The sequence below is a fragment of the Bacillus sp. DB-2 genome (assembly GCF_003315125.1).
Taxonomy (GTDB): Bacteria; Bacillota; Bacilli; order Bacillales; family Bacillaceae_G; genus Bacillus_A; species Bacillus_A mycoides.
The window spans coordinates 147,260-167,509 of record NZ_QNRN01000014.1; the positions used below are offsets into that span (position 1 = coordinate 147,260).

Annotated in this window: 18 protein-coding genes and 2 pseudogenes; 15 read left to right on the forward strand and 5 right to left on the reverse strand. The window is 34.2% G+C overall.

Annotated features, from left to right (window positions below; all coding sequences use genetic code 11):
* Positions 1 to 319: 319 nt before the first annotated feature.
* Together DET63_RS22640 and DET63_RS22645 are read left to right on the forward strand one after the other, a co-directional pair.
* Positions 320 to 661, forward strand: a complete 342-nt coding sequence (locus tag DET63_RS22640) for a hypothetical protein (protein ID WP_002029794.1) — start codon at positions 320 to 322, stop codon at positions 659 to 661.
* A gap of 35 nt (positions 662 to 696) precedes the next feature.
* A pseudogene (locus DET63_RS22645) lies at positions 697 to 1,023 on the forward strand (hypothetical protein); the annotation flags it as partial.
* A gap of 21 nt (positions 1,024 to 1,044) precedes the next feature.
* On the opposite strand, the gene DET63_RS22650 reads toward DET63_RS22645, so the two are convergent.
* Entirely contained in the window at positions 1,045 to 2,199 is a 1,155-nt protein-coding gene (locus DET63_RS22650) for an MFS transporter (protein ID WP_113937917.1), read from the reverse strand.
* A 226-nt stretch (positions 2,200 to 2,425) separates the two neighbouring features.
* Here DET63_RS22650 and bdhA point away from each other — a divergent pair, with 226 nt between their 5' ends.
* The 6 genes from bdhA to DET63_RS22680 all read left to right on the forward strand — a co-directional run bounded on the left by bdhA (position 2,426) and on the right by DET63_RS22680 (position 8,724).
* A complete protein-coding gene (gene bdhA / locus DET63_RS22655; RefSeq protein ID WP_000645834.1) occupies positions 2,426 to 3,478 on the forward strand; it encodes a (R,R)-butanediol dehydrogenase in 1,053 nt (350 codons plus the stop codon).
* 118 nt (positions 3,479 to 3,596) lie between these two features.
* Positions 3,597 to 3,941: a potassium channel family protein gene (locus DET63_RS22660; RefSeq protein ID WP_000948239.1), complete on the forward strand. Its 345-nt coding sequence runs from the start codon at positions 3,597 to 3,599 to the stop codon at positions 3,939 to 3,941.
* Between the two features lie 265 nt (positions 3,942 to 4,206).
* Positions 4,207 to 5,058, forward strand: a complete 852-nt coding sequence (gene cerA / locus DET63_RS22665) for a phospholipase CerA (protein ID WP_002134404.1) — start codon at positions 4,207 to 4,209, stop codon at positions 5,056 to 5,058.
* Positions 5,059 to 5,135: 77 nt separating this feature from the next.
* Positions 5,136 to 6,137, forward strand: coding sequence for a sphingomyelinase C (sph, locus tag DET63_RS22670; RefSeq protein ID WP_113937918.1), 1,002 nt, complete (start codon positions 5,136 to 5,138; stop codon positions 6,135 to 6,137).
* A gap of 113 nt (positions 6,138 to 6,250) precedes the next feature.
* Positions 6,251 to 7,423: an amino acid deaminase/aldolase gene (locus DET63_RS22675; RefSeq protein ID WP_113937919.1), complete on the forward strand. Its 1,173-nt coding sequence runs from the start codon at positions 6,251 to 6,253 to the stop codon at positions 7,421 to 7,423.
* Positions 7,411 to 8,724, forward strand: a complete 1,314-nt coding sequence (locus DET63_RS22680) for a D-arabinono-1,4-lactone oxidase (RefSeq protein WP_113937920.1) — start codon at positions 7,411 to 7,413, stop codon at positions 8,722 to 8,724. Before DET63_RS22675 ends, DET63_RS22680 begins: the two co-directional genes overlap by 13 nt.
* Positions 8,725 to 8,728: 4 nt before the next feature.
* On the opposite strand, the gene DET63_RS22685 is transcribed toward DET63_RS22680, so the two are convergent.
* Entirely contained in the window at positions 8,729 to 9,883 is a 1,155-nt protein-coding gene (locus DET63_RS22685; RefSeq protein WP_113937921.1) for a VanZ family protein, read from the reverse strand.
* A gap of 172 nt (positions 9,884 to 10,055) precedes the next feature.
* Between DET63_RS22685 and DET63_RS22690 the strand changes: the two genes are divergently transcribed.
* Positions 10,056 to 10,259: a hypothetical protein gene (locus tag DET63_RS22690; RefSeq protein WP_002134416.1), complete on the forward strand. Its 204-nt coding sequence runs from the start codon at positions 10,056 to 10,058 to the stop codon at positions 10,257 to 10,259.
* 194 nt (positions 10,260 to 10,453) lie between these two features.
* Here the strand turns inward: DET63_RS22690 and DET63_RS22695 are convergent, their stop codons facing one another.
* Together DET63_RS22695 and DET63_RS31085 are read right to left on the reverse strand one after the other, a co-directional pair.
* The gene (locus tag DET63_RS22695; RefSeq protein WP_113937922.1) at positions 10,454 to 11,266 is read right to left on the reverse strand and encodes an undecaprenyl-diphosphate phosphatase; all 813 of its coding nucleotides are present in this window, start codon (positions 11,264 to 11,266) and stop codon (positions 10,454 to 10,456) included.
* Positions 11,267 to 11,398: 132 nt separating this feature from the next.
* Positions 11,399 to 11,902, reverse strand: a pseudogene (locus tag DET63_RS31085) (methyl-accepting chemotaxis protein); the annotation flags it as partial.
* Between the two features lie 661 nt (positions 11,903 to 12,563).
* On the opposite strand from DET63_RS31085, the gene DET63_RS22705 reads away from it, so the two are divergent.
* The 4 genes from DET63_RS22705 (at position 12,564) to DET63_RS22720 (ending at position 15,369) form a co-directional block, all read left to right on the forward strand.
* Positions 12,564 to 13,823: a 3D domain-containing protein gene (locus tag DET63_RS22705; RefSeq protein ID WP_002134418.1), complete on the forward strand. Its 1,260-nt coding sequence runs from the start codon at positions 12,564 to 12,566 to the stop codon at positions 13,821 to 13,823.
* 112 nt (positions 13,824 to 13,935) lie between these two features.
* Positions 13,936 to 14,154, forward strand: coding sequence for a helix-turn-helix transcriptional regulator (locus DET63_RS22710; RefSeq protein ID WP_002167109.1), 219 nt, complete (start codon positions 13,936 to 13,938; stop codon positions 14,152 to 14,154).
* Positions 14,147 to 14,620: a DUF2178 domain-containing protein gene (locus tag DET63_RS22715; RefSeq protein WP_113937924.1), complete on the forward strand. Its 474-nt coding sequence runs from the start codon at positions 14,147 to 14,149 to the stop codon at positions 14,618 to 14,620. Before DET63_RS22710 ends, DET63_RS22715 begins: the two co-directional genes overlap by 8 nt.
* A gap of 116 nt (positions 14,621 to 14,736) precedes the next feature.
* On the forward strand, positions 14,737 to 15,369 hold the full coding sequence (locus DET63_RS22720; RefSeq protein WP_078206595.1) for a class A sortase: 633 nt from the start codon (positions 14,737 to 14,739) through the stop codon (positions 15,367 to 15,369).
* Positions 15,370 to 15,411: 42 nt separating this feature from the next.
* On the opposite strand, the gene DET63_RS22725 is transcribed toward DET63_RS22720, so the two are convergent.
* Positions 15,412 to 16,797, reverse strand: coding sequence for a peptide MFS transporter (locus tag DET63_RS22725; RefSeq protein ID WP_002090906.1), 1,386 nt, complete (start codon positions 16,795 to 16,797; stop codon positions 15,412 to 15,414).
* Between the two features lie 253 nt (positions 16,798 to 17,050).
* Here DET63_RS22725 and brnQ1 point away from each other — a divergent pair, with 253 nt between their 5' ends.
* Positions 17,051 to 18,352, forward strand: a complete 1,302-nt coding sequence (brnQ1, locus tag DET63_RS22730; RefSeq protein WP_395923019.1) for a branched-chain amino acid transport system II carrier protein BrnQ1 — start codon at positions 17,051 to 17,053, stop codon at positions 18,350 to 18,352.
* Between the two features lie 134 nt (positions 18,353 to 18,486).
* A complete protein-coding gene (locus DET63_RS22735; RefSeq protein WP_113937926.1) occupies positions 18,487 to 20,208 on the forward strand; it encodes a DUF2339 domain-containing protein in 1,722 nt (573 codons plus the stop codon).
* Positions 20,209 to 20,250 lie beyond the last annotated feature (42 nt).

Consider the following 20,250-nt stretch of genomic DNA (forward strand, 5'->3'; position numbering starts at 1 on the left):
ATAAAAGCACATTCTTCATATGAAGAGTGTGCTCTTTTATTTGTACATTAAGTTATTATTTTAGCTTATGTAATACAAGTGTTTATCCATATGTAGTGTATCAAATTATGTGTGGAAAAGAAATATTTCCGAGGAAATTGTCGAAGTATCGTCGATATTTATTCATTTTCTTTTTTAAAAGGAGCAAGTAGTATTGCATTTATATGTAAGTTTATTTACATTGATATTTGGTTATATACAAAAGTAATATATATTAGGCAATAAAAAGAGTTCTATTTAATAGAACTCTTTTTTGATGAGTAGAAAGGAGGGGGGACAAATGAAAGAAACAATTGCATGTCCACAATGTGAAGAGAATATTACTGCACAACATATTATCGACATCCCACATCCTTTTTCATTAAGGTGTCCGCATTGTAAGGTGAAGCTGAAAGAAATGAGGATAACACCATGTTTAATATTAGCGGCAATCTGTGTTATCCCACTGTTTATTATTATTGGAGAGAGTATTAAAGAATTGCTAGTAAAACATTTTTCTATTATAGACAATGTACCAACCGTACTTATTTTCTTCTTATTTTGTTATCCGTTGTATTATTTCTATGAAAAATATAATGCCATATTATTCATTAAATATGGTTTATTGAAAGTTAAAAGTTAAAAGTTAAAAGTTGAATTGAATAGGAGATTATCATTATGTTGTGGAAAATTTATTTGGTAATTGTAGCGATATTAGCTATTACTTCGCTAGTGAGAGGGATGTTTCAAACACCGATTCAAAAGTTTGATTTTGTAGTGTCTATTATTACATGGATAGGACTATTTGGATTTGTTTTTGATGTACAAATATTGAAGCCGATCGTTTGGCAATGCATCTTCGTATTTAGCATCATTTGGACTTTAACTGCAGTTTTTGTTTTACGATTATATGAAGAGAAAGATGAGCCATTACCTTTTGTATTTAAATTAATTGGCATTATCCCAACTTTTCCGTTATATTACGGATTATATCAATATGCATTTAAAAAAAAGACAATGATGGAATTAACCCATCATTGTCTTTTTTACTTTGCTTCTTACAAAAATCATTCCAGCAAATGTTAACAAGAATGCAGTTCCGATAACGAAGCTGACGCTAGGCGATGCCCCGATTGCTCCGACTGTAAAGGAGCCAGCAACAACTCCTAACGAGAAGAATGCATAAAACAATCCGAATGCTTTCCCTCGGTTACTATCTGTTGTATTTTCAACAAGTAAAGCATTAATTGCTGGGAAGAGGATAGCGAATCCAATTCCATAAATTATCATAACGATAAAGAGCATGCCTTTTGTTGCAAATAATCCGAGTAAAGATAACGCTAGTGCCATTACTGCAATCCCGATTAGCATTAGTTTGGAACGATTAAATCGATCGTAAATGCGATTTGTTGGCAGTAAGAAGAAGAGGATAGCGGTAATTCCGAATACACTTAACATCATGCCTGTTGTAGATGCTTTAAGTGCTAATGCCTCAACTTTTACTGGTAACATATAAGTGACAATCCCTTGTGAAAACATTAGTGTGAAAGCACCAATATATGCTTGTAATAACGGTTCTGATTTCAATAGTTCCATCATATCTTCTTTGTTCAGCATTTGTGTTCTTGATGTATCTTTTCTTGATACGTTATTTGGTAAGAAGAATAGAGATACGATTGTACCAAGGACCATTAAAATAGAAATAGTAATGAACACCCACTCTATACCAGCTGTTGCTTTCATAATGCCGCTGAAAGCAGGTCCTACGATTGCAGCTGTTCCAACAGCGGCACCAGATAGAGCCATTGCTTTACCCTGCCTTGCTGAATTCGTTTGCTTTGATAAAAACGTAAAGGCAGCAGGAATTAAAAATCCGTCACTAAAACCGTGCATAAAGCGCACAACTAATAGTTGTTCACCACTTTGAACAACGGTGTATAACAAGACTATGAAACTCGTAATTCCCATGCTTATATAAAGGATTTTTTTTGCACCAAATTTATCGACAGCGGCTCCAGCGATAATATTACCGATCATATTAGCGAATGAGTACATACCGATAACTAGCCCGATAACAAGAGGGGTTCCTCCAAGACTTTGAGCGAAAGTACTCATAATAGGTAATTGTGAAAATGTATCTAAAAACGCTACGATAACAATAAAGTAAATAAAATATTTCAAGCGATATTCACCTCTCCTATGCTATTATGGCATAATGCTAATTTCAACCGCAATGAAATTAGCATTAACAGATGTGGAAAAAAGTACAAAGTGACAAAATATTGAACGTTATTTGTTAAAATTTAGTGGAAATGAGATTGTTTTTTTGAAATATATGGATAGAAGTATTATAATAGATTTGTAAACTTCACCAGGTTAAGTATATACGTAGAGAGGGATGTATAAAATGAAAGCACTACTTTGGCATAATCAACGTGATGTACGAGTAGAAGAAGTACCAGAACCAACTGTAAGACCAGGAGCAGTTAAGATTAAAGTTAAATGGTGTGGTATCTGCGGAACAGACTTGCATGAATATTTAGCAGGACCTATTTTTATTCCAACAGAAGAGCACCCATTAACACACGTAAAAGCACCGGTTATTTTAGGTCATGAGTTTAGTGGTGAGGTAGTTGAAATCGGTGAAGGCGTTACTTCTCATAAAGTGGGAGATCGCGTCGTTGTAGAACCAATTTATTCTTGTGGTAAATGTGAAGCTTGTAAACACGGACATTACAATGTTTGTGAACAACTTGTTTTCCACGGTCTTGGCGGAGAAGGCGGCGGTTTCTCTGAATATACAGTAGTACCAGAAGATATGGTCCACCATATTCCTGATGAAATGACGTATGAACAAGGTGCACTTGTAGAACCAGCAGCAGTAGCAGTTCATGCAGTACGTCAAAGTAAATTAAAAGAGGGAGAAGCTGTAGCGGTATTTGGTTGTGGTCCGATTGGGCTTCTTGTAATCCAAGCAGCAAAAGCAGCAGGAGCAACTCCTGTTATCGCAGTGGAACTTTCTAAAGAACGTCAAGAGCTAGCTAAATTAGCAGGTGCTGACTACGTATTAAATCCAGCAACTCAAGATGTACTAGCAGAAATTCGTAACCTAACAAATGGTTTAGGTGTAAATGTGAGTTTTGAAGTAACAGGTGTTGAAGTAGTACTTCGTCAAGCGATTGAAAGTACAAGCTTTGAAGGCCAAACTGTAATTGTTAGTGTGTGGGAAAAAGATGCGACAATTACTCCAAACAACCTTGTATTAAAAGAAAAAGAAGTTATCGGTATTCTTGGATACCGTCATATCTTCCCAGCTGTTATTAAATTAATTAGCTCTGGCCAAATTCAAGCAGAGAAATTAATTACGAAAAAAATCACAGTGGATCAAGTTGTTGAAGAAGGATTTGAAGCACTTGTAAAAGATAAAACACAAGTGAAAATTCTTGTTTCACCTAAATAATAGAGAATAGTAAAAAGTAGCCCTTTTCTAGAAATAGAAGAGGGCTACTTTTTTTCTATACAGAAAGGTGATAGACTTTCCTTTAACTACAGGTATTTTGTTTGGAAGGGGAAGTCTAATGCTTTCATTTATGTTGACATTGAAACGGATGTTAAAAGCTTGTTTACGAGCGTGGAAAGATAAAGAATTTCAAGTATTATTCGTATTAACATTTTTAACATTAACATCTGGTACGATTTTTTATAGTACAGTTGAAGGATTACGTCCTCTTGATGCTTTATATTTTAGTGTGGTTACGTTGACGACTGTCGGTGATGGGAATTTTAGTCCGCAAACTGATTTCGGAAAGGTATTTACAATCTTATACATATTTATTGGGATTGGACTAGTATTTGGATTTATTCATAAGTTGGCAGTTAATGTACAGCTGCCAAGTATATTATCGAATAGAAAAAAAGAGTAAAGCATGTGGATGCTTTACTCTTTTTTTACATTAGTTTAGACAATCATTTGCAGTAGATTAACAATACTTTATTACAATATAAGAGCATTCATTCATTATATTCACTATGTATAAAGTTATAATGATATGAACATCTGCATATTTTAATTTATTGATAGAATTTTCATGAAAGGTGGGATATTCTAGTCATAGGTTAACCGTAAGACATCGTAGGATCCTAACAAAAATCTTTACAATAATTCTATTATAAAATGGAGGATTTCAGATGAAAAAGAAAGTACTTGCTTTAGCAGCAGCTATTACGTTAGTAGCGCCATTACAAAATGTAGCTTTTGCACATGAAAAGAATGAAGAAAGTAGAGCGATTATTACTCAGTATTGGTCTGCGGAAGATAAACACTCAGAAGGTGTAAATTCTCATTTATGGATTGTAAACCGTGCTATTGATATTATGTCTCGTAATACAACACTTGTAAGACAAGATGAAGTAGCGCTATTAAATGAATGGCGCACAGATTTAGAAAATGGCATTTATTCTGCTGATTATGAAAATCCTTATTATGACAATAGTACATTTGCGTCACATTTCTATGATCCAGACGATGGAAGTACATACATTCCACTTGCAAAGCAAGCGAAGGAAACTGGAGCTAAGTATTTTAAATTAGCTGGTGAATCTTATAAAAATAAAGATATGAAACAAGCATTCTTCTATTTAGGGTTATCTCTTCATTATTTAGGGGATGTAAATCAACCGATGCATGCAGCAAACTTTACGAATATTTCTTATCCACAAGGATTCCATTCTAAATATGAAAATTTTGTAGATACGATCAAAGATAATTACAAAGTAACGGACGGAAATGGATATTGGAATTGGAAAGGTACAAACCCTGAAGATTGGATTCATGGTGCTGCGGTAGCTGCGAAACAAGATTTCCCTGGTATCGTAAATAGTAATACGAAAAGTTGGTTCGTGCAAGCTGCTGTATCACAAAGTTATGCCGACAAATGGCGCGCTGAAGTTACACCAATGACTGGTAAGCGATTAACGGAAGCGCAACGTGTAACAGCTGGATATATTCAGCTTTGGTTTGATACGTACGGAAATCGTTAAGTATTGGAGAAAGGTCAAATCTCAGAATAGAGTATTTGGCCTTTTTATCACTATACAGTAAACGGAGGGTATGAATTGTGAAAAGTAAATTGCTAAAAGGTGTACTAAGCTTTGGGATTGGTCTAGCAGCTTTATATAGCGGATCTTCCGTTCAAGCAGAAATGTCCACAAATCAAAATGATACGTTAAAAGTTATGACACATAATGTATACATGCTATCAACAAACCTATATCCCAACTGGGGGCAAAGTCAGCGTGCTGATTTAATTGGAGCGGCAGATTATATAAAGAATCAAGATGTTGTTATATTAAATGAAGTGTTTGATAATAGTGCTTCAAATCGCTTATTAGGAAATTTGAAGAAAGAATATCCAAATCAAACGGCAGTATTAGGTCGTAGTAGTGGAAGCGAGTGGGATAAGACGTTAGGAAACTATTCATCTTCGACTCCTGAAGATGGAGGTGTGGCGATTGTGAGTAAATGGCCAATTGTTGAAAAGATTCAATATGTATTCGAAAAAGGCTGCGGACCAGATAACTTATCAAATAAAGGGTTTGTATACACAAAAGTTAAGAAGAATGATCGTTTCGTTCATGTAATTGGGACGCATTTACAAGCTGAGGACAGTATGTGTGGGAAAACTTCACCAGCATCTGTACGTACAAAACAGCTACAAGAAATTCAAGAGTTTATTAAAAATAAAAATATACCAAATAACGAGTATGTGTTAATTGGTGGTGATATGAATGTAAATAAAATAAATGCTGAGAATAATAGTGACTCAGAGTACGCATCCATGTTCAAAACATTGCACGCCTCTATTCCATCTTATACTGGATATACTGCAACTTGGGATGCGACGACAAACAGTATTGCGAAATATAACTTCCCCGATAGCCCTGCCGAGTATTTAGATTATATTATTACAAGTAAGGACCATGCTAATCCATCGTATATAGAGAATAAGGTGTTACAGTCGAAATCGCCACAATGGACTGTTACGTCATGGCTCAAAGAATATACATATAATGATTACTCTGATCATTATCCAGTAGAGGCGACTATTTCTATGAAATAGAGTAGTCTTAAAAAAGTTTCTTCGTGAAGAAGAAACTTTTTTTATTTGAAAACAGGAAAATCATTTTTTCTTTCCAATATGTATAAGACATATATAGAAGAGGAGAGAAAAATGTGGATAGAGGAATTTTTAAGGAAGTTCCATTACCGTGTGCATTTTTAGATGAAGTGGCTTTAGAGAGGAATATTCAATCGATTATAGAGTTAAGTGGAGATAAGAAAATTCGTATAGCGAGTAAATCATTACGCTCTGTTCCAGTTATGAAAAAGATTTTAGCTGCAAATAATCGGTTTCAAGGTATTATGTGTTTTTCTCCTAGAGAAGCTTTGTTTTTAATTGAACAAGGATTTAATGATTTATTGCTCGGATATCCTGTTTATGATGAAAGAGCTTTACATGAAATTAGTTTGCTAACAAAGCAAGGGCACATTATAACTTGTATGGTGGATTGTGAAGACCATATTACTTATTTAGAAAAGATTGCTGAGAAGTCTAAAGGGTGTTTTCGCGTTTGTTTGGATATTGATATGAGTAGTCGTTTTTTAAAAATTCATTTTGGTGTAAAAAGATCCCCGGTAAAAGATGTGCAGAGCGCTTTGAAAATAGTAGAAAAGGTGAAGGGCTCATCATATTTAATACTAGATGGTGTAATGGGATATGAAGCTCAAATTGCCGGGGTGGGGGATCATATACCGAATCAATGGATGAAAAGTAAAGTGGTTTCGTATTTAAAGAAGAAATCAGTATTAGAGGTTAAAGAAAGAAGGGGACGTATCGTAAAAGAAATACAAAACCTTGGTATTAAACTAAGATTTGTAAATGGGGGAGGAACAGGAAGTATAAAAACAACTGAGCAAGATAACTCAGTTTCAGAGATTACAATAGGTTCTGCTTTTTATTCCCCGAAACTATTTGATTATTATAAAGAAGTAAAATTTCAGCCAGCTGTCGGATTTGCTTTACCAGTTGTACGTAAACCGGATCCTTTTATTTATACTTGCCTCGGTGGCGGATATATTGCCTCAGGTGCAGTTGGTAAAGATAAAGAGCCTGAGGTTTGGATGCCGCATGGTGCAAAACTATTAGCTTTAGAAGGTGCTGGTGAAGTGCAAACGCCAATTTTTTATAACGGCGAGGAACGAGTGGATATAGGAGATTCTATCTTGTTTCGCCATAGTAAAGCTGGGGAGTTATATGAGCGTTTTCCTATTTTGTATCGCATTAAACAAGGGGAAATTGTTGGAGAGTATTCAACATATCGGGGGGATGGACGATGCTTTCTATAAAGGGACAAAAATGGAGAAATTGGACAGGGAATGTAGAAGGAACGCCACATTATACGATGTATCCAAAAAGTATACAAGATGTAGTAGAAGTTGTAGGGCTTGCACGAAAAAAAGGAAAGAAAATTCGTGTTGTCGGTTCAGGGCATTCGTTTACACCTCTTGTGCAAACGGAAGAAATTTTAGTTTCTTTAGATGAATTGAAGGGCATTGGGAATATTGATGCAGAGAAGATGGTTGTCGAAGTATGGGCGGGAACAAAGTTACATGATTTAGGGAAGTTACTTCAGGAAAAAGGTTATGCGCAAGAAAATTTAGGGGATATTGATTCACAATCTATTGCAGGAGCGATTAGTACGGGGACTCATGGGACGGGTGTTACATTTGGGAGTTTATCAACACAAGTTATAGAGATCACGGCAGTTTTATCAACAGGTGAGAGTATAGTTTGTTCAGAAACCGAGAACGCCGAATATTGGAAAGCATTTCAGTTGTCACTTGGAATGCTAGGTATCATTGTAAAGATAAAATTGAAGGTTATCCCAGCGTATTCTCTCGTTTATGAAAGTGAAAAACAATCATTGTCTACTGTAATGAACAAAATAGAAGAATATAAGAAGAATCGTCATTTTGAATTTTTCGTTTTTCCTTATTCAGATGAGGTGCAAGTGAAATTTACAAATGAAACAACGAGTAAAGAAAGTGATTTGAAATGGCATAAACTAAAGGTGGAGTTACTTGAAAATAGGATGTTCTCTTTGTTATCTAAAGGGTGTAAATGGTTTCCTTCTATAAGTAAAGCAGTAAGTCGATTATCAGCTAAGGCCGTACCAAACACAAAAATAATAGGCCCGAGCTATGAAGTATTCGCTACATCACGTACGGTTCCATTTTATGAAATGGAGTATAGTGTCCCTTCAAAGTATATGAGGGCTGTTGTAGAAGAAATCTCAAATCTTATTGAAAAGAAAAAGTATAAGGTGCACTTCCCGATTGAATGCCGGTATGTGAGAGATGATGATATATGGCTCAGTCCAGCGTATGGAAGAGACTCAGCGTATATAGCTGTTCATATGTATAAAGGTATGAAGTATGCCGCTTATTTTGGTGAAGTGGAGAAAATTTTTCTAAAGTATGAAGGGCGCCCGCATTGGGGGAAAATGCATACGTTAACGTACGAAAAATTGCAAAATATATATCCAGAATTGCATTCGTTTCTAAAAGTGAGGAAGTCACTAGATGAAACAGGAATATTTTTAAGCCCTTATACAGAAAAGTTATTTACGATTATGAAAAAAAGCTGACAAATTAGTATTTGTCAGCTTTTTTAAGTGTAATTGCATTTCTTGTATGACTAATACGCTCGTAAAATAGTAATTTATCACTGCTAAATACATGTAATAAAACATGAATAATAAATAGCCCGTTAATTACAAATTGGAATAACAGTATAACTAGTAATACTAAAGGCTCTGTATGATTTAAAATAGAGCTACTAGAAAGAATGTAATTGATTCCACCTAAAATGAAATAGAATATACCGTAACGAATGAATAATTCTTTTAGTGTAATACGCTCTGCTTGTCCTTTAATGTAAATACGAAGCAACGCTTTCCCTATTGTTCTTCCATTTGTAAAATATGGGATGATAATAAAGTAAATTAAGATTGAACATGTAATGAAAAGGAATTCGTATACATTTGTATAAGATTGGATGTTAGAAATAAATAGTGAGTTTCCTTTGTTTTTAATGAAAGGTACAACGATAGATAAGAAAATCCAATCAATTTGCATAGCGAGGAGACGACGAACGAATCCGACTGGTTTCGTTTCCAAATCAATATGACTATCTAATTCGCTTGTTTTTGGCAGGAAGTACGTAAATATTGGTGCAATGATAAAACCGATTACGCCGCCTAGTGTGTTTAAAAACAGATCGTCGATATCGAATAAGCGATATGCACAATTATAAATACCATATAATCCAGTTACTTGTGTTAATTCAAAGAACAGTGAAAGGCAAAAAGAAATGCACACTGTTTGGAAGAAACTACGTCGGAAATAATAACGTAAGTAAATACCGAATGGAACGGTTAATAGAACGTTAAAAGCAACTTGTAAAAATGCAGATTCTTTTAATAACAAGAAATAAGTAGTAGGTTTCGTTAAAATTGCCGATGTATGATTACTAATCTCTTGTATGAAATAAAATGGTGAGAGTTGCATATGCTGTGTATTAGCGGGTTGTAGGCTACAAGTATCATACGTTTGTGGTAACGGCAAAATAACAAGAAAATAGGCATTTAATAAATAGAGTAGTAATGAATACAAAATAAATGAACGCCATTTATTTAAATAACCGTATTTTTGATAATTAAATATTAAAAAAGGGATTAAGAGAAACATTGCTAAAATAGGAAATAAAATAAATGCTGTTTTTACTGGAAATAAATATGCAGTCAAAATGAAACTCCTTTCAATGAAAATTCGTTTATCATTATAGCGCTAAAAGGAGTTTAAAACAAAGTTAAAATATTTCGAAATAGAAAGAATTACAAATTTTATCGAAATTAAGTTATACTAAATTTAATATAAGGATATTATGATTATTATAAGTTGAGAGAGGGTACAAGACATGCGATATGAGCTTTTTTCTGTAAGTGGGGATCATATTACAACTTTTGAAAGCGCGTGGCGTTTTCAAGAGGGAGAACAGATTTTTGTTCATGATGATAATACAAAACGAAATTTTATTATTATTCGCTTAACACATGATTTGTTTCAAAAAAATACACATGTTATTCGCTTGTATTGTCAGGAAAAGAAAGTTTATGCATAAGGAAAAACCTCTTACTGTATGAGGGCAGTAAGAGGCTTTTTTTATCCCGCTATTTGTGGGCAGTAAAACTTCCACCTCAAAATTCGGCCGGAGCAAAGAAGTTAGGTGGGAGCCCTGCTGCCCGTAAAATCCCGATTGGTGAGGGCTAATAATCAGGGGGGATGAACAAAACCCCCACTGATTAAAGTTTCACTTTATAAGAAAATGATAGTTAGCACACCTACGATAATACAGTAGAAAGAGAAATATTTTAAATTTCCTTTCGCCATAATGTTCATAAACCATTTTAATGAAATATATGTCATGACAAATGTTGCGATGAAAGCAACAATATAAGGTACAAATAATGTATCTAAATTTGGATCGTTTGCAATGTCTGTAATACTTAACAATAAACCACCTAAGCTAACAGGGATGTATAGTAAGAATGAGAAACGAAGAGCGGTTTCTTGCTTCATACCAAGTAACATTGCTGCTACGATTGTAGCACCTGACCTGCTTATACCAGGAATTAGTGCGCAAGCTTGTGCTAGACCAATAATGATTGCATCTTTCATAGAAAGGTCGCCATCACTTTTACGTCCACGCAAGTTTCGAATAATCCAAAGGCCGATAGCAGTAATAAGAAGGGAAACCCCAACCATTTTAACACCTTTTAAATAGTGGTCGATATAATCTTTAAATAAAACTCCAATTACACCTGCTGGAATGGTTGCAATAACAAGGTAAATAATAAAGAAAAAATCTGATTTTGCATCTTCTGCTCTTGTGAATATATAAGATAGACCATTCTTTGTTAGACGAATTAAGTCATTTCTATAAATAAGTAATACAGCTAATAATGAAGCTGAATTAACAAGTAGCTCAAAGCTAAATCCTTCTATTTTTAGTCCTAGCAAATGCTGTGCTAAAACGAGGTGACCGCTTGAAGAAATCGGAATTGGTTCTGTTAGTCCTTGGAATAGACCAAGAATTAAATATTTTAAAATGTAATAAAATTGTTCCATAACATCCTCCTTGTGTATTAGTCGAAAGAAATAACTTTTCCATTATAACAAAGATATAGATGAATATTGAGAAGGAATAAATATTCGAAATATAATAAAAACCCCTTATAGCGATATAAGGGGTTTTTATTGTTAATGAGAAGATACTGTTTCTTGAAGACCTTTAGTCAATTGAACATCGACTTTTTCAGCATCATGAATATGGCTCATAATAGTAGTATTTAATTTTTGGAACATTTGTTGAGTGTTTGCAAATTCTCTTAATATATCATCATTACAAGATTTTTGGTTTTCGATAGCTTTAATAACATTTGTAGCGCCACTTTGTAATGTTTGAATCATCATTAAAATATTTTCAATTCTAGCGTTAGTATCAGCGCTCATTTCTACACCTTCATCAACTAAATGTAAATTATCTTTTGTATTTTCATATGCTTTTTCAATTTCTTCTTGAATTTTTTTCGTTAAGTTACCGATGTTTTTTGTACTTTCAGCTGTACTTTCAGCTAGTTTTCTTACTTCATTAGCAACAACAGCAAATCCTTTACCGTGTTCTCCAGCACGTGCAGCTTCAATACTTGCATTTAACGCTAGTAAATTTGTTTGTGCTGCAATGTTTTGAATCACTTCTACAATTTGTTCAATTTCTTTAGAGCGTTCGCTTAAATGATTCATACTATTAGAAGTACGTTGAGATTGTTCACCTAATCTATTAATTACAATGAGTAAGCGATGAACGGATTCTTTTCCTTCATTAGAGCAATCGATAATTTCTTCAATAGATTGAATTAAGTTTTGCTCTTTTTGTAGCATTTCGTTATTTAATTCGTTGGAATGTGTAGTACGCATAGAAACATTTTCAAAGCATGCGTTCAATTGTTGAATTAAGTTTTGGAGTGTATGATGTTGGCTATTTACAAGTTCGTGCTCTTGCATAACGCTTTTTACACGATTATGGATAGAAGATATAATTTCTTGTTTTTCCACATCTTTTTGTTTTAATTCTGCTTCTAGTTCATGTATATGAGTTTCTAGTTGATCAATTTTATGTTGGAGTGATTTCTTTTGAGTAAACATTTTATTTAATTCAACCGCCTTTGGGATTTTTAATTTCTCTATATTTGGATTTTAGCATCTTTTATAATTTTTAAATATAGGAATTGTTAAATATTTAAGAATCTATTACATTTTGTTCACAATTCTCTTTTTTTGTCATGAAAAATAAACTGTATTTAATGGTCCTGTAAACAAACTGTAAAATAAATCATGTATAACTGTATAAGAAGGGAGTCGGATTATGAACTATTTTAAGCGAATCAGTAGTCTAGTATTAGCAGGAATTATCGTTCTTTCTAGTACAGTCGCTGTAAAAGCAGAGTCAAACGACGAGAAACTTAACAACATGCAACAGCAATTGCAGCAAAACGATGCAGATATGCAGAAGAAAGAGCAAGAGAAGCAAGCTGTTAGTAAAGAAATTCAAGGTATCGAAAATGAACTACATAATTTAAATAATACAATTGCAAAAAATAAAGAGGATCAAGCTGCTATTCAACGTAAAATCGATGAAACACATAAGCAGATTGAACAAAAAAAGAACGAAATTGTCGTTTTAGAAGATAAAGTCCTTGCTCGTAAGGATATTATGAAAAAACGTATGGTTTCTGTTCAAAATAGCTCAAATACGAGTTTAGTAGTAGAAGTTGTTGTAGAATCAAAAAACTTTGCAGATTTCATACAACGTATGAACGCAGTTACGACTATTCTAGAAGCAGATAAAGAAATTTTACGTCTACAAGAACAAGATCTTCGTCAAATTGAAGAAGATAAAAAAGAGATTGATGAAAAAGAAGCATCTTTAGTAGTAGATAAACAAAAATTAGCAAAAGCACAAGCTGATTTGCAAGATAACTTGAAAAAACGTCAAGATAACTTACAAACAGTTCAAGCTAAATATAATCAGGTTGCAAGCCAACTTAATTTAGCAGCAGAAGAAAAGGCTAAAATTGAATCAAATATGAAGGCAGTACAAGAAACAATCGCTCGTGAACAAGAAGCAGCAAGAATTGCAGCGGAAGAGCGTGCAAAAGCGGAAGCAGCTGCAAAGGCTGAGCAAGAAGCTTTAGCGAAAGCGCAAGCGGAAGTTGCTGAAAAGCAAAAGCAAGAAAAAGCTAATAAACCAGCTGAACCAGTTGCTAATAATAGTTCGAAAGTAGAGCCTGAACAGCCTAAAGTAACTGCTGGCGGAAAAGAAATGTATGTACACGCAACAGCTTATACAGCAGATCCATCTGAAAATGGTTATGCAGCAGGTCAACAAGTGTATTCTGCATGGGGCGGTTATAATCTAACTGCAAACCCAGGAATGAAATTAATTGCGGTGGATCCATCTGTTATTCCATTAGGATCTACTGTAAATGTTGAAGGCTATGGAATTGCAATTGCAGCAGATACTGGTGGCGCGATTAAAGGTCACAAAATCGATGTTTTAATGCCAGATAAAGCTTCGTCTAGTAATTGGGGCAGAAAAAATGTTAAAGTTACAATTTTAAACTAAAACGTAATCCAACTTTACAAAACGTAAAGTTGGATTTTTTTGTAAAAATAATGTTAAGTTGAGTTTACATTTTGTTAAGAGTATCATACAATAATGGTGAGAGGTGGTAAATTTGACCATTTTAAATAGAGTGAAGGAATTAAGAGCGCGTTTTAATTTTACACAAAGTGTATTAGCGGAAAAAGTCGGAGTGACGAGACAAACGATCGCAGCAATTGAAAAGGGGGATTACGTTCCTTCATTGTTACTAGCATTGACGATTTGTGATGTATTCGAGTTAAAGATGGAAGATGTGTTTGTTTTAAATAAGGAGGGGGAAGAGGATGAATAGACTCGTATTTTCTTATATGCTAAATGTACTTTTAATGGTATTAGCAGGTTGGGCGTTTATTGAGTTGTATTATTTTACTATTGAAGTCGCTAATTTTATTCAAACGGAGAGAGTACCATCTGAAATTTCACTGAGTTTAATGCCGCTAGGATTACTTTTAATATTTGGTATTGTATCGACTGTTCTTTATAAAATTCAAAAGAAAAAATATAAAGAGCTCTCGTATTGGATGTTTCCACTATTATTTCCTCAAGAGGATGAGAGAGAAAAGGCAATTACAGAAAAGGCTTGTCGTACTACATTTATGTCACTATGGTACGTGTTGCCTTGTGCGGTTGGTTTTTTAACTCTTTCTCCAATTGCTAATCTATATGTTCCTGCATATCCGATATATATTGGATTTAGTATTTTCTTTATTCAAATGACGATTTTTCACGTATCCTTATATCGAAATAAAATCGCTTAAAAAGAAACCTTCTTGCATCGGCAAGAAGGTTTCTTTTCAGCTTACACTTGTACATATAGCAATATTATCTTATCATTTTATATAGAGTAAGATTTTGTAAGGGAAAGGAATTGTATATGAATAAGCAAAGAATTTATAGTATAGTAGCAATCCTTCTATTTGTTGTAGGTGGTGTGTTAATCGGAAAGCCATTTTATGATGGATATCAGGCTGAAAAAAAACAGACTAAAAATGTACAGGCTGTTCAAAAGATGGATTATGAAAAACATGAGACGGAATTTGTAGATGCTTCGAAAATTGATCAACCAGACTTGGCAGAAGTAGCGAATGCATCATTAGATAAGAAACAAGTAATTGGTCGTATTTCGATCCCGAGTGTTTCATTAGAACTTCCTGTTTTAAAATCTTCTACTGAGAAAAACCTATTATCAGGTGCAGCAACAGTAAAAGAAAATCAAGTAATGGGAAAAGGAAATTATGCATTAGCAGGACATAACATGTCTAAAAAAGGTGTTTTATTTAGTGATGTAGCAACTTTGAAAAAAGGCGATAAAATGTATTTGTATGATAATGAAAACGAATATGAATATGCGGTTACTGGTGTATCTGAAGTAACTCCTGATAAATGGGAAGTTGTAGAGGATCATGGGAAAGATGAGATAACGCTTATTACATGTGTATCTGTGAAAGATAATTCTAAGCGTTACGTTGTTGCTGGTGATTTAGTAGGAACAAAGGCTAAGAAATAAAGAAAAAAGAAGGTTCACTCTTTAAAGAGTGAACCTTCTTTTTTAATCCATCCATTTCACTAATTTCTTAGAAATTGATAATAAAACACAACCTAAAACGATCGCCACAGCGCCAATAACTGTGAATACTTCAGCATATCCAAGTGAAGTTGTGAAGCTTGCAAGCTGTCCGCCTAAAATATTAGCAATACCTGAGCTTGCTAACCATACTCCCATTAATAAAGAAGCAAGTTTTACTGGAGCAAGAGCACTAACCATTGATAGCCCGACAGGTGATAAGAATAGCTCACCTAACGTATGGAAAAGATACGTAAAGACGATAAATAGTAAGTTTGCTTTTTCTGTAATGTTATGTTCGTCACTGCCTGTTTTTAACGTAGCGATAACAAGAACAATATAACCGATACCGAGTAAGATCATACCAAGTCCCATTTTTGTTGGGATTTTCATGTCACCATTTTTTCTAGTTGCCAGTTTCGCCCATAATGCTGAAATAGCTGGTGCAAGTAAAATAATAAATAACGGATTGACCGATTGGAACCAAGATGTTGGAACTTCCCATCCGAATACAGAGCGGTCTACAAATTTGTTTGTATATAATGTTAACGAACTACCAGCTTGTTCAAATCCAGCCCAGAAGAAGACAACAAAGCATGTTAAAATGACGATAACTGTTGTACGTTGTTTTTCTTTTTTTGTTAACGGTGTATTTCCTATTGTTTGTTGTCCAGCATCCGTTTGCAAATCGCGAGTTGGTTTTTTACCGATATCACCAAGGAAGCGATTTGATAGTGTTGTAAATAAAATTTGTCCAATGATCATTCCGATTGAAGCGGCTAAGAAACCGTAACGGAATCCGAAATGAGCAACGCCATCTACTGTTGTTTTGAATAAATTTTCTGATAAAAACCCGCAAACGAGTGGAGCTAAAAATGAACCGACGTTAATACCCATGTAGAATATTGTAAATGCACTATCACGTTTTGGATCATTTTCTTCGTATAATTCTCCAACAAGTGTAGAGATATTCGGTTTGAAGAATCCATTACCGATAATAATAAGCGCTAATCCGAGGTATAGACCGACTTGGTTTTGCAAGGCAAATAGTGTAAGGTTACCGATTGCCATTGTTATACCACCAATTGTGATGGCTTTTCGTTTGCCTAGAAAACGGTCCGTTAAGTATCCACCGATCAATGGTGTGAAATAACAAGCACCAGTATAAAATCCGTAAATAGAGAGTGCCCAAGCGGGACTAAACCCAAGACCACCACTTACTAAAGCTGTTGTTAAATATAATGTTAATAATCCTCGTAATCCATAGTAACTAAATCTTTCCCACATTTCTGTAAAGAAGAGTAAGTATAAACCTGGAGGATGTTTCTTTTTTCTTTGTTGTTCTCTTTCTAGTTGTATCGCTGATTCCATAATATTTTCCTCCTGACACAAGCAAAAAACAAAGTTAATAGTATTGCATGATTAATATTTTACCTTATTAACTATTATAAGTCAATAAAGGTTGATTTTTCAGAAGAAATTTGAAAAGGGAAATAGCTATAGAATGGGTGTTTCTTTTGTGATAGACTATGGACTATGTTTTCTTTGTAAGGAAGCGGATTACCGCATTTTTTTATTTGTGGAATTGATTTCATGTAAGGTGAAATTGAAGAAGGAGAAAGAAATGAAATTGTTACAGAAAAAAGAAATTTTGCTTATTAGTCTTATGTTATTCTCTATGTTCTTTGGGGCCGGAAATCTTATATTTCCACCTTTCCTTGGATATGAAGCAGGAGAACATGTATGGATTGCATTGTTAGGTTTTATTATATCAGCAACAGGGCTTCCTATATTAGGTGTTATCGCTATTGCGAAAGCAGGGAGTTTTCAAACGTTAGCGGGCAGGGTTCATTCTTCATTTGCAATTATTTTTCCGTGTATTGTGTACTTATTTATTGGACCAGGTCTTGGTATACCACGTGCAGGAAGTTTAGCTTTTGAAATGGGGCCAGGTCAGTTGTTCCCAGAAGCGGGTAGCGTAGTTTTGTTATTGTACACGGCTATTTTCTTTAGTATTGTTTACTGGTTAAGTTTATCACCGTCTAAATTAATGGGCTTGTTTGGAAAGGTGTTAACGCCTTTATTATTATGTATGATTGCTATTATATTTATAAAAAGTATGTTTACATCAGTAGGCAGTGTGAAAGAGCCTGCAGGAAATTATGGACAAGCTCCTATGTTCCAAGGATTTTTAGATGGATATTTAACGATGGATGCGTTAGCAGCTTTAATATTTGGGATTGTTATTGCAAATGCTCTGCGTGCAAAAGGTGTAGCGGATGATAAAGGTTTAGCGAAATATATGAGTATTGCTGGTATTGGAGCAGGACTATTACTAACTATTATTTATGTCATTCTTGGATATGTTGGTTCAATTAGTGGTTCATTGGGTACATTTGATAACGGTGCGAAAGTGTTAGCACAAGTTATGACGACATTATTTGGACAAGGCGGAGTAGTATTATTAGGCCTTATTTTTACTATCGCATGTTTATGTGTTTCAATTGGGCTGGTTACGTCTTGTAGTCAGTTTTTTGCAAGTGTATTTCCGAAAGTATCTTATAAAGTTTGGGCATTTATATTAAGTTTTGTTAGTATGGTTTTAGCTAATTTAGGATTAACGCAAATTTTAAAAGTATCGGTACCGATTCTGGGATTTATTTATCCAGTTGCACTAACGCTTATTATTTTAGGGTTATTCCATAAGTATATTGGAAAGTATGTATACGTATATTCGGTCACGATTGGAATCGTAGCGTTATTTAGTGCGATTGATATTTTAAACAAAAGTGTACTGATGAATAAATGGACACCACTACTAAAAGTTCTTCCGTTTTATACAGAAGGTGTAGGTTGGATTGTTCCGGCATTTGTAGGTGCCTGCCTCGGTATGATTGCTAGTATTGCTATAAATAAGAATAAATAAGTAAGAGGTGTTTTCCTATTTCGGAAAACACCTTTCTTTTTTTTGAAAAATAGTATCGAACATGAATAGACTAATAGTATGATAAGGGTAATTGGTAATATATAGCTTTTACATGAGTGATGAGGGGGGAGCGTATGAAGGAGGATTTGAATAAGAAAATAGAAGCACTCGAAACGGCAATTGAAACGATGCAAGAGACACTTTATGAATTGAAAGCGAAACAAAGAAAAATAGAAGTAGATAAAGTTCAACAAAATGTTAATAAGGAAAAGAAAGAATATATTGAAGCGGTAAGTAATGAAAAGTTACAAGAAGATGTAGTGAAAATCAAAGAGCCTGTTCAAAAAGTTGAGGAAAAACAAGTAAATATATCTGTTTTTAAACCGGAACCATTCAATATTATTAAGTTTTGCCAAACATGGTTGCCGCGTATATTTGTCGGTATTATGCTACTTGGCGTTATTTGGTTATTTAAAGCAGGGGTAGATGCTGGTTTATTAACACCAGCGATACGAATTGTGTTTGGTATCGCCTTATCTATCGGTTTGTATTATATAGGGGATATTCAAATTAAACGAGAGCGGCAATCGTTAGGATTAGTATTAGCTGGAGGAAGTATTACAGGTATTGTTTTAACAACGTTTGCGGCACATTATTTATATGAGTTTATTCCTGCAAGTATTGCGTTTATCTGTAATATTGTATGGGTTATTTTAGGGATTTATTTAGCGAAAAGATATAGATCAGAATATCTCGCTATTTTCGTGGCGGTGGGAGCATTTTTTGTTCCTTTCTTGTTAAATAGTACGACTCCTAATACGTATATTTTCTTTAGTTATGAGACGATATTAACAATTAGCCTATTATGGTATGCATTGAGAAACCGTTATAAGTACTTGTATATGATTTCTTATGTTGTTGCGGCAATTGTCCTATTTGTCTTCTTTGTTGTTATGTCAATATTAGTAGAGAATGTGCAAGTACAGTTAACAGTTGTATACGGTGCAATTCATTTACTATTATTTTGGCATATGTTTTCGGAGAGAAGTTTTATACAAGAAGCACGATTGGCGATATTTAGTGCGAATGCAGTTTTCTTTATTTTAGCTATCTCCCAAATTCCTGAATTTACAACGTGGGGATTAGTTATAAGTGCATTTGTGCATGCTGTTATGTTTGTACTTGAATATAGGAAGAATAAACATTCTGTATTTTCAAATCTAATATTTGGATTTGCAATGGGGTCATTTAGTTTAGCAATTTTATACGAGTACAGTTTGGTGAATGCAGCAATCGTATTATTGTTACAAGGTTTCCTCGGTATGGTTACTGCTATTAAAGTAAAGCAAAATATTAAATTGTATGTAAGTGCAACGATTTATGCGATTGGAATGGTGCAGACGATTTTTAGCCCGTTTGATCATTTCATTTCGGCAGGATTTGTCGCTCATATTATTTTGATAGGAACGTTCTATTATTGCATGAGACAAGCGAAAGAAGTGTTAGCGAGTTTTGGTAAATATGTGTACTCTATAGCGCTCTACTCGTTAATGGTTATTGTGTTTATTACAATTACTAGGATCGGTGAAGTTCTTTCTACAGATGGAAGTATAATTAGCGTATCTGTATCATTATTATGGATGGTATATGCTTTATTTGCAGTTTGGTTTGGCCGTTATAGACAGATGAACGAAATATTATATGCTGGATTAGTCGTATTAGTAGTAACAGTAGGGAAGTTATTCCTTCTCGACCTACCAGAGGTGTCGATGATGATTAGGGCGGTGTTATTCTTAATCGTAGGTAGTATAGGTATCGTTATTTCAAGAATGTTTTTCTCAAAAGAAGAGAAGTGAGAAGAAGGCAATCCCTTTACGGATTGCCTTTTCTTTTACTTT

Bases quoted from the DNA above. Each gene is read 5' to 3' on its own strand.
- DET63_RS22720 (WP_078206595.1), top strand. From the start codon at position 14,737: ATGAATAAGCAAAGAATTTATAGTATAGTAGCAATCCTTCTATTTGTT.
- DET63_RS22680 (WP_113937920.1), top strand. From the start codon at position 7,411: ATGCTTTCTATAAAGGGACAAAAATGGAGAAATTGGACAGGGAATGTA.
- bdhA (WP_000645834.1), top strand. From the start codon at position 2,426: ATGAAAGCACTACTTTGGCATAATCAACGTGATGTACGAGTAGAAGAA.
- DET63_RS22715 (WP_113937924.1), top strand. From the start codon at position 14,147: ATGAATAGACTCGTATTTTCTTATATGCTAAATGTACTTTTAATGGTA.
- DET63_RS22735 (WP_113937926.1), top strand. From the start codon at position 18,487: ATGAAGGAGGATTTGAATAAGAAAATAGAAGCACTCGAAACGGCAATT.
- DET63_RS22640 (WP_002029794.1), top strand. From the start codon at position 320: ATGAAAGAAACAATTGCATGTCCACAATGTGAAGAGAATATTACTGCA.
- cerA (WP_002134404.1), top strand. From the start codon at position 4,207: ATGAAAAAGAAAGTACTTGCTTTAGCAGCAGCTATTACGTTAGTAGCG.
- DET63_RS22690 (WP_002134416.1), top strand. From the start codon at position 10,056: ATGCGATATGAGCTTTTTTCTGTAAGTGGGGATCATATTACAACTTTT.
- DET63_RS22660 (WP_000948239.1), top strand. From the start codon at position 3,597: ATGCTTTCATTTATGTTGACATTGAAACGGATGTTAAAAGCTTGTTTA.
- brnQ1 (WP_395923019.1), top strand. From the start codon at position 17,051: ATGAAATTGTTACAGAAAAAAGAAATTTTGCTTATTAGTCTTATGTTA.
- DET63_RS22725 (WP_002090906.1), bottom strand. From the start codon at position 16,797: ATGGAATCAGCGATACAACTAGAAAGAGAACAACAAAGAAAAAAGAAA.
- DET63_RS22695 (WP_113937922.1), bottom strand. From the start codon at position 11,266: ATGGAACAATTTTATTACATTTTAAAATATTTAATTCTTGGTCTATTC.
- DET63_RS22705 (WP_002134418.1), top strand. From the start codon at position 12,564: ATGAACTATTTTAAGCGAATCAGTAGTCTAGTATTAGCAGGAATTATC.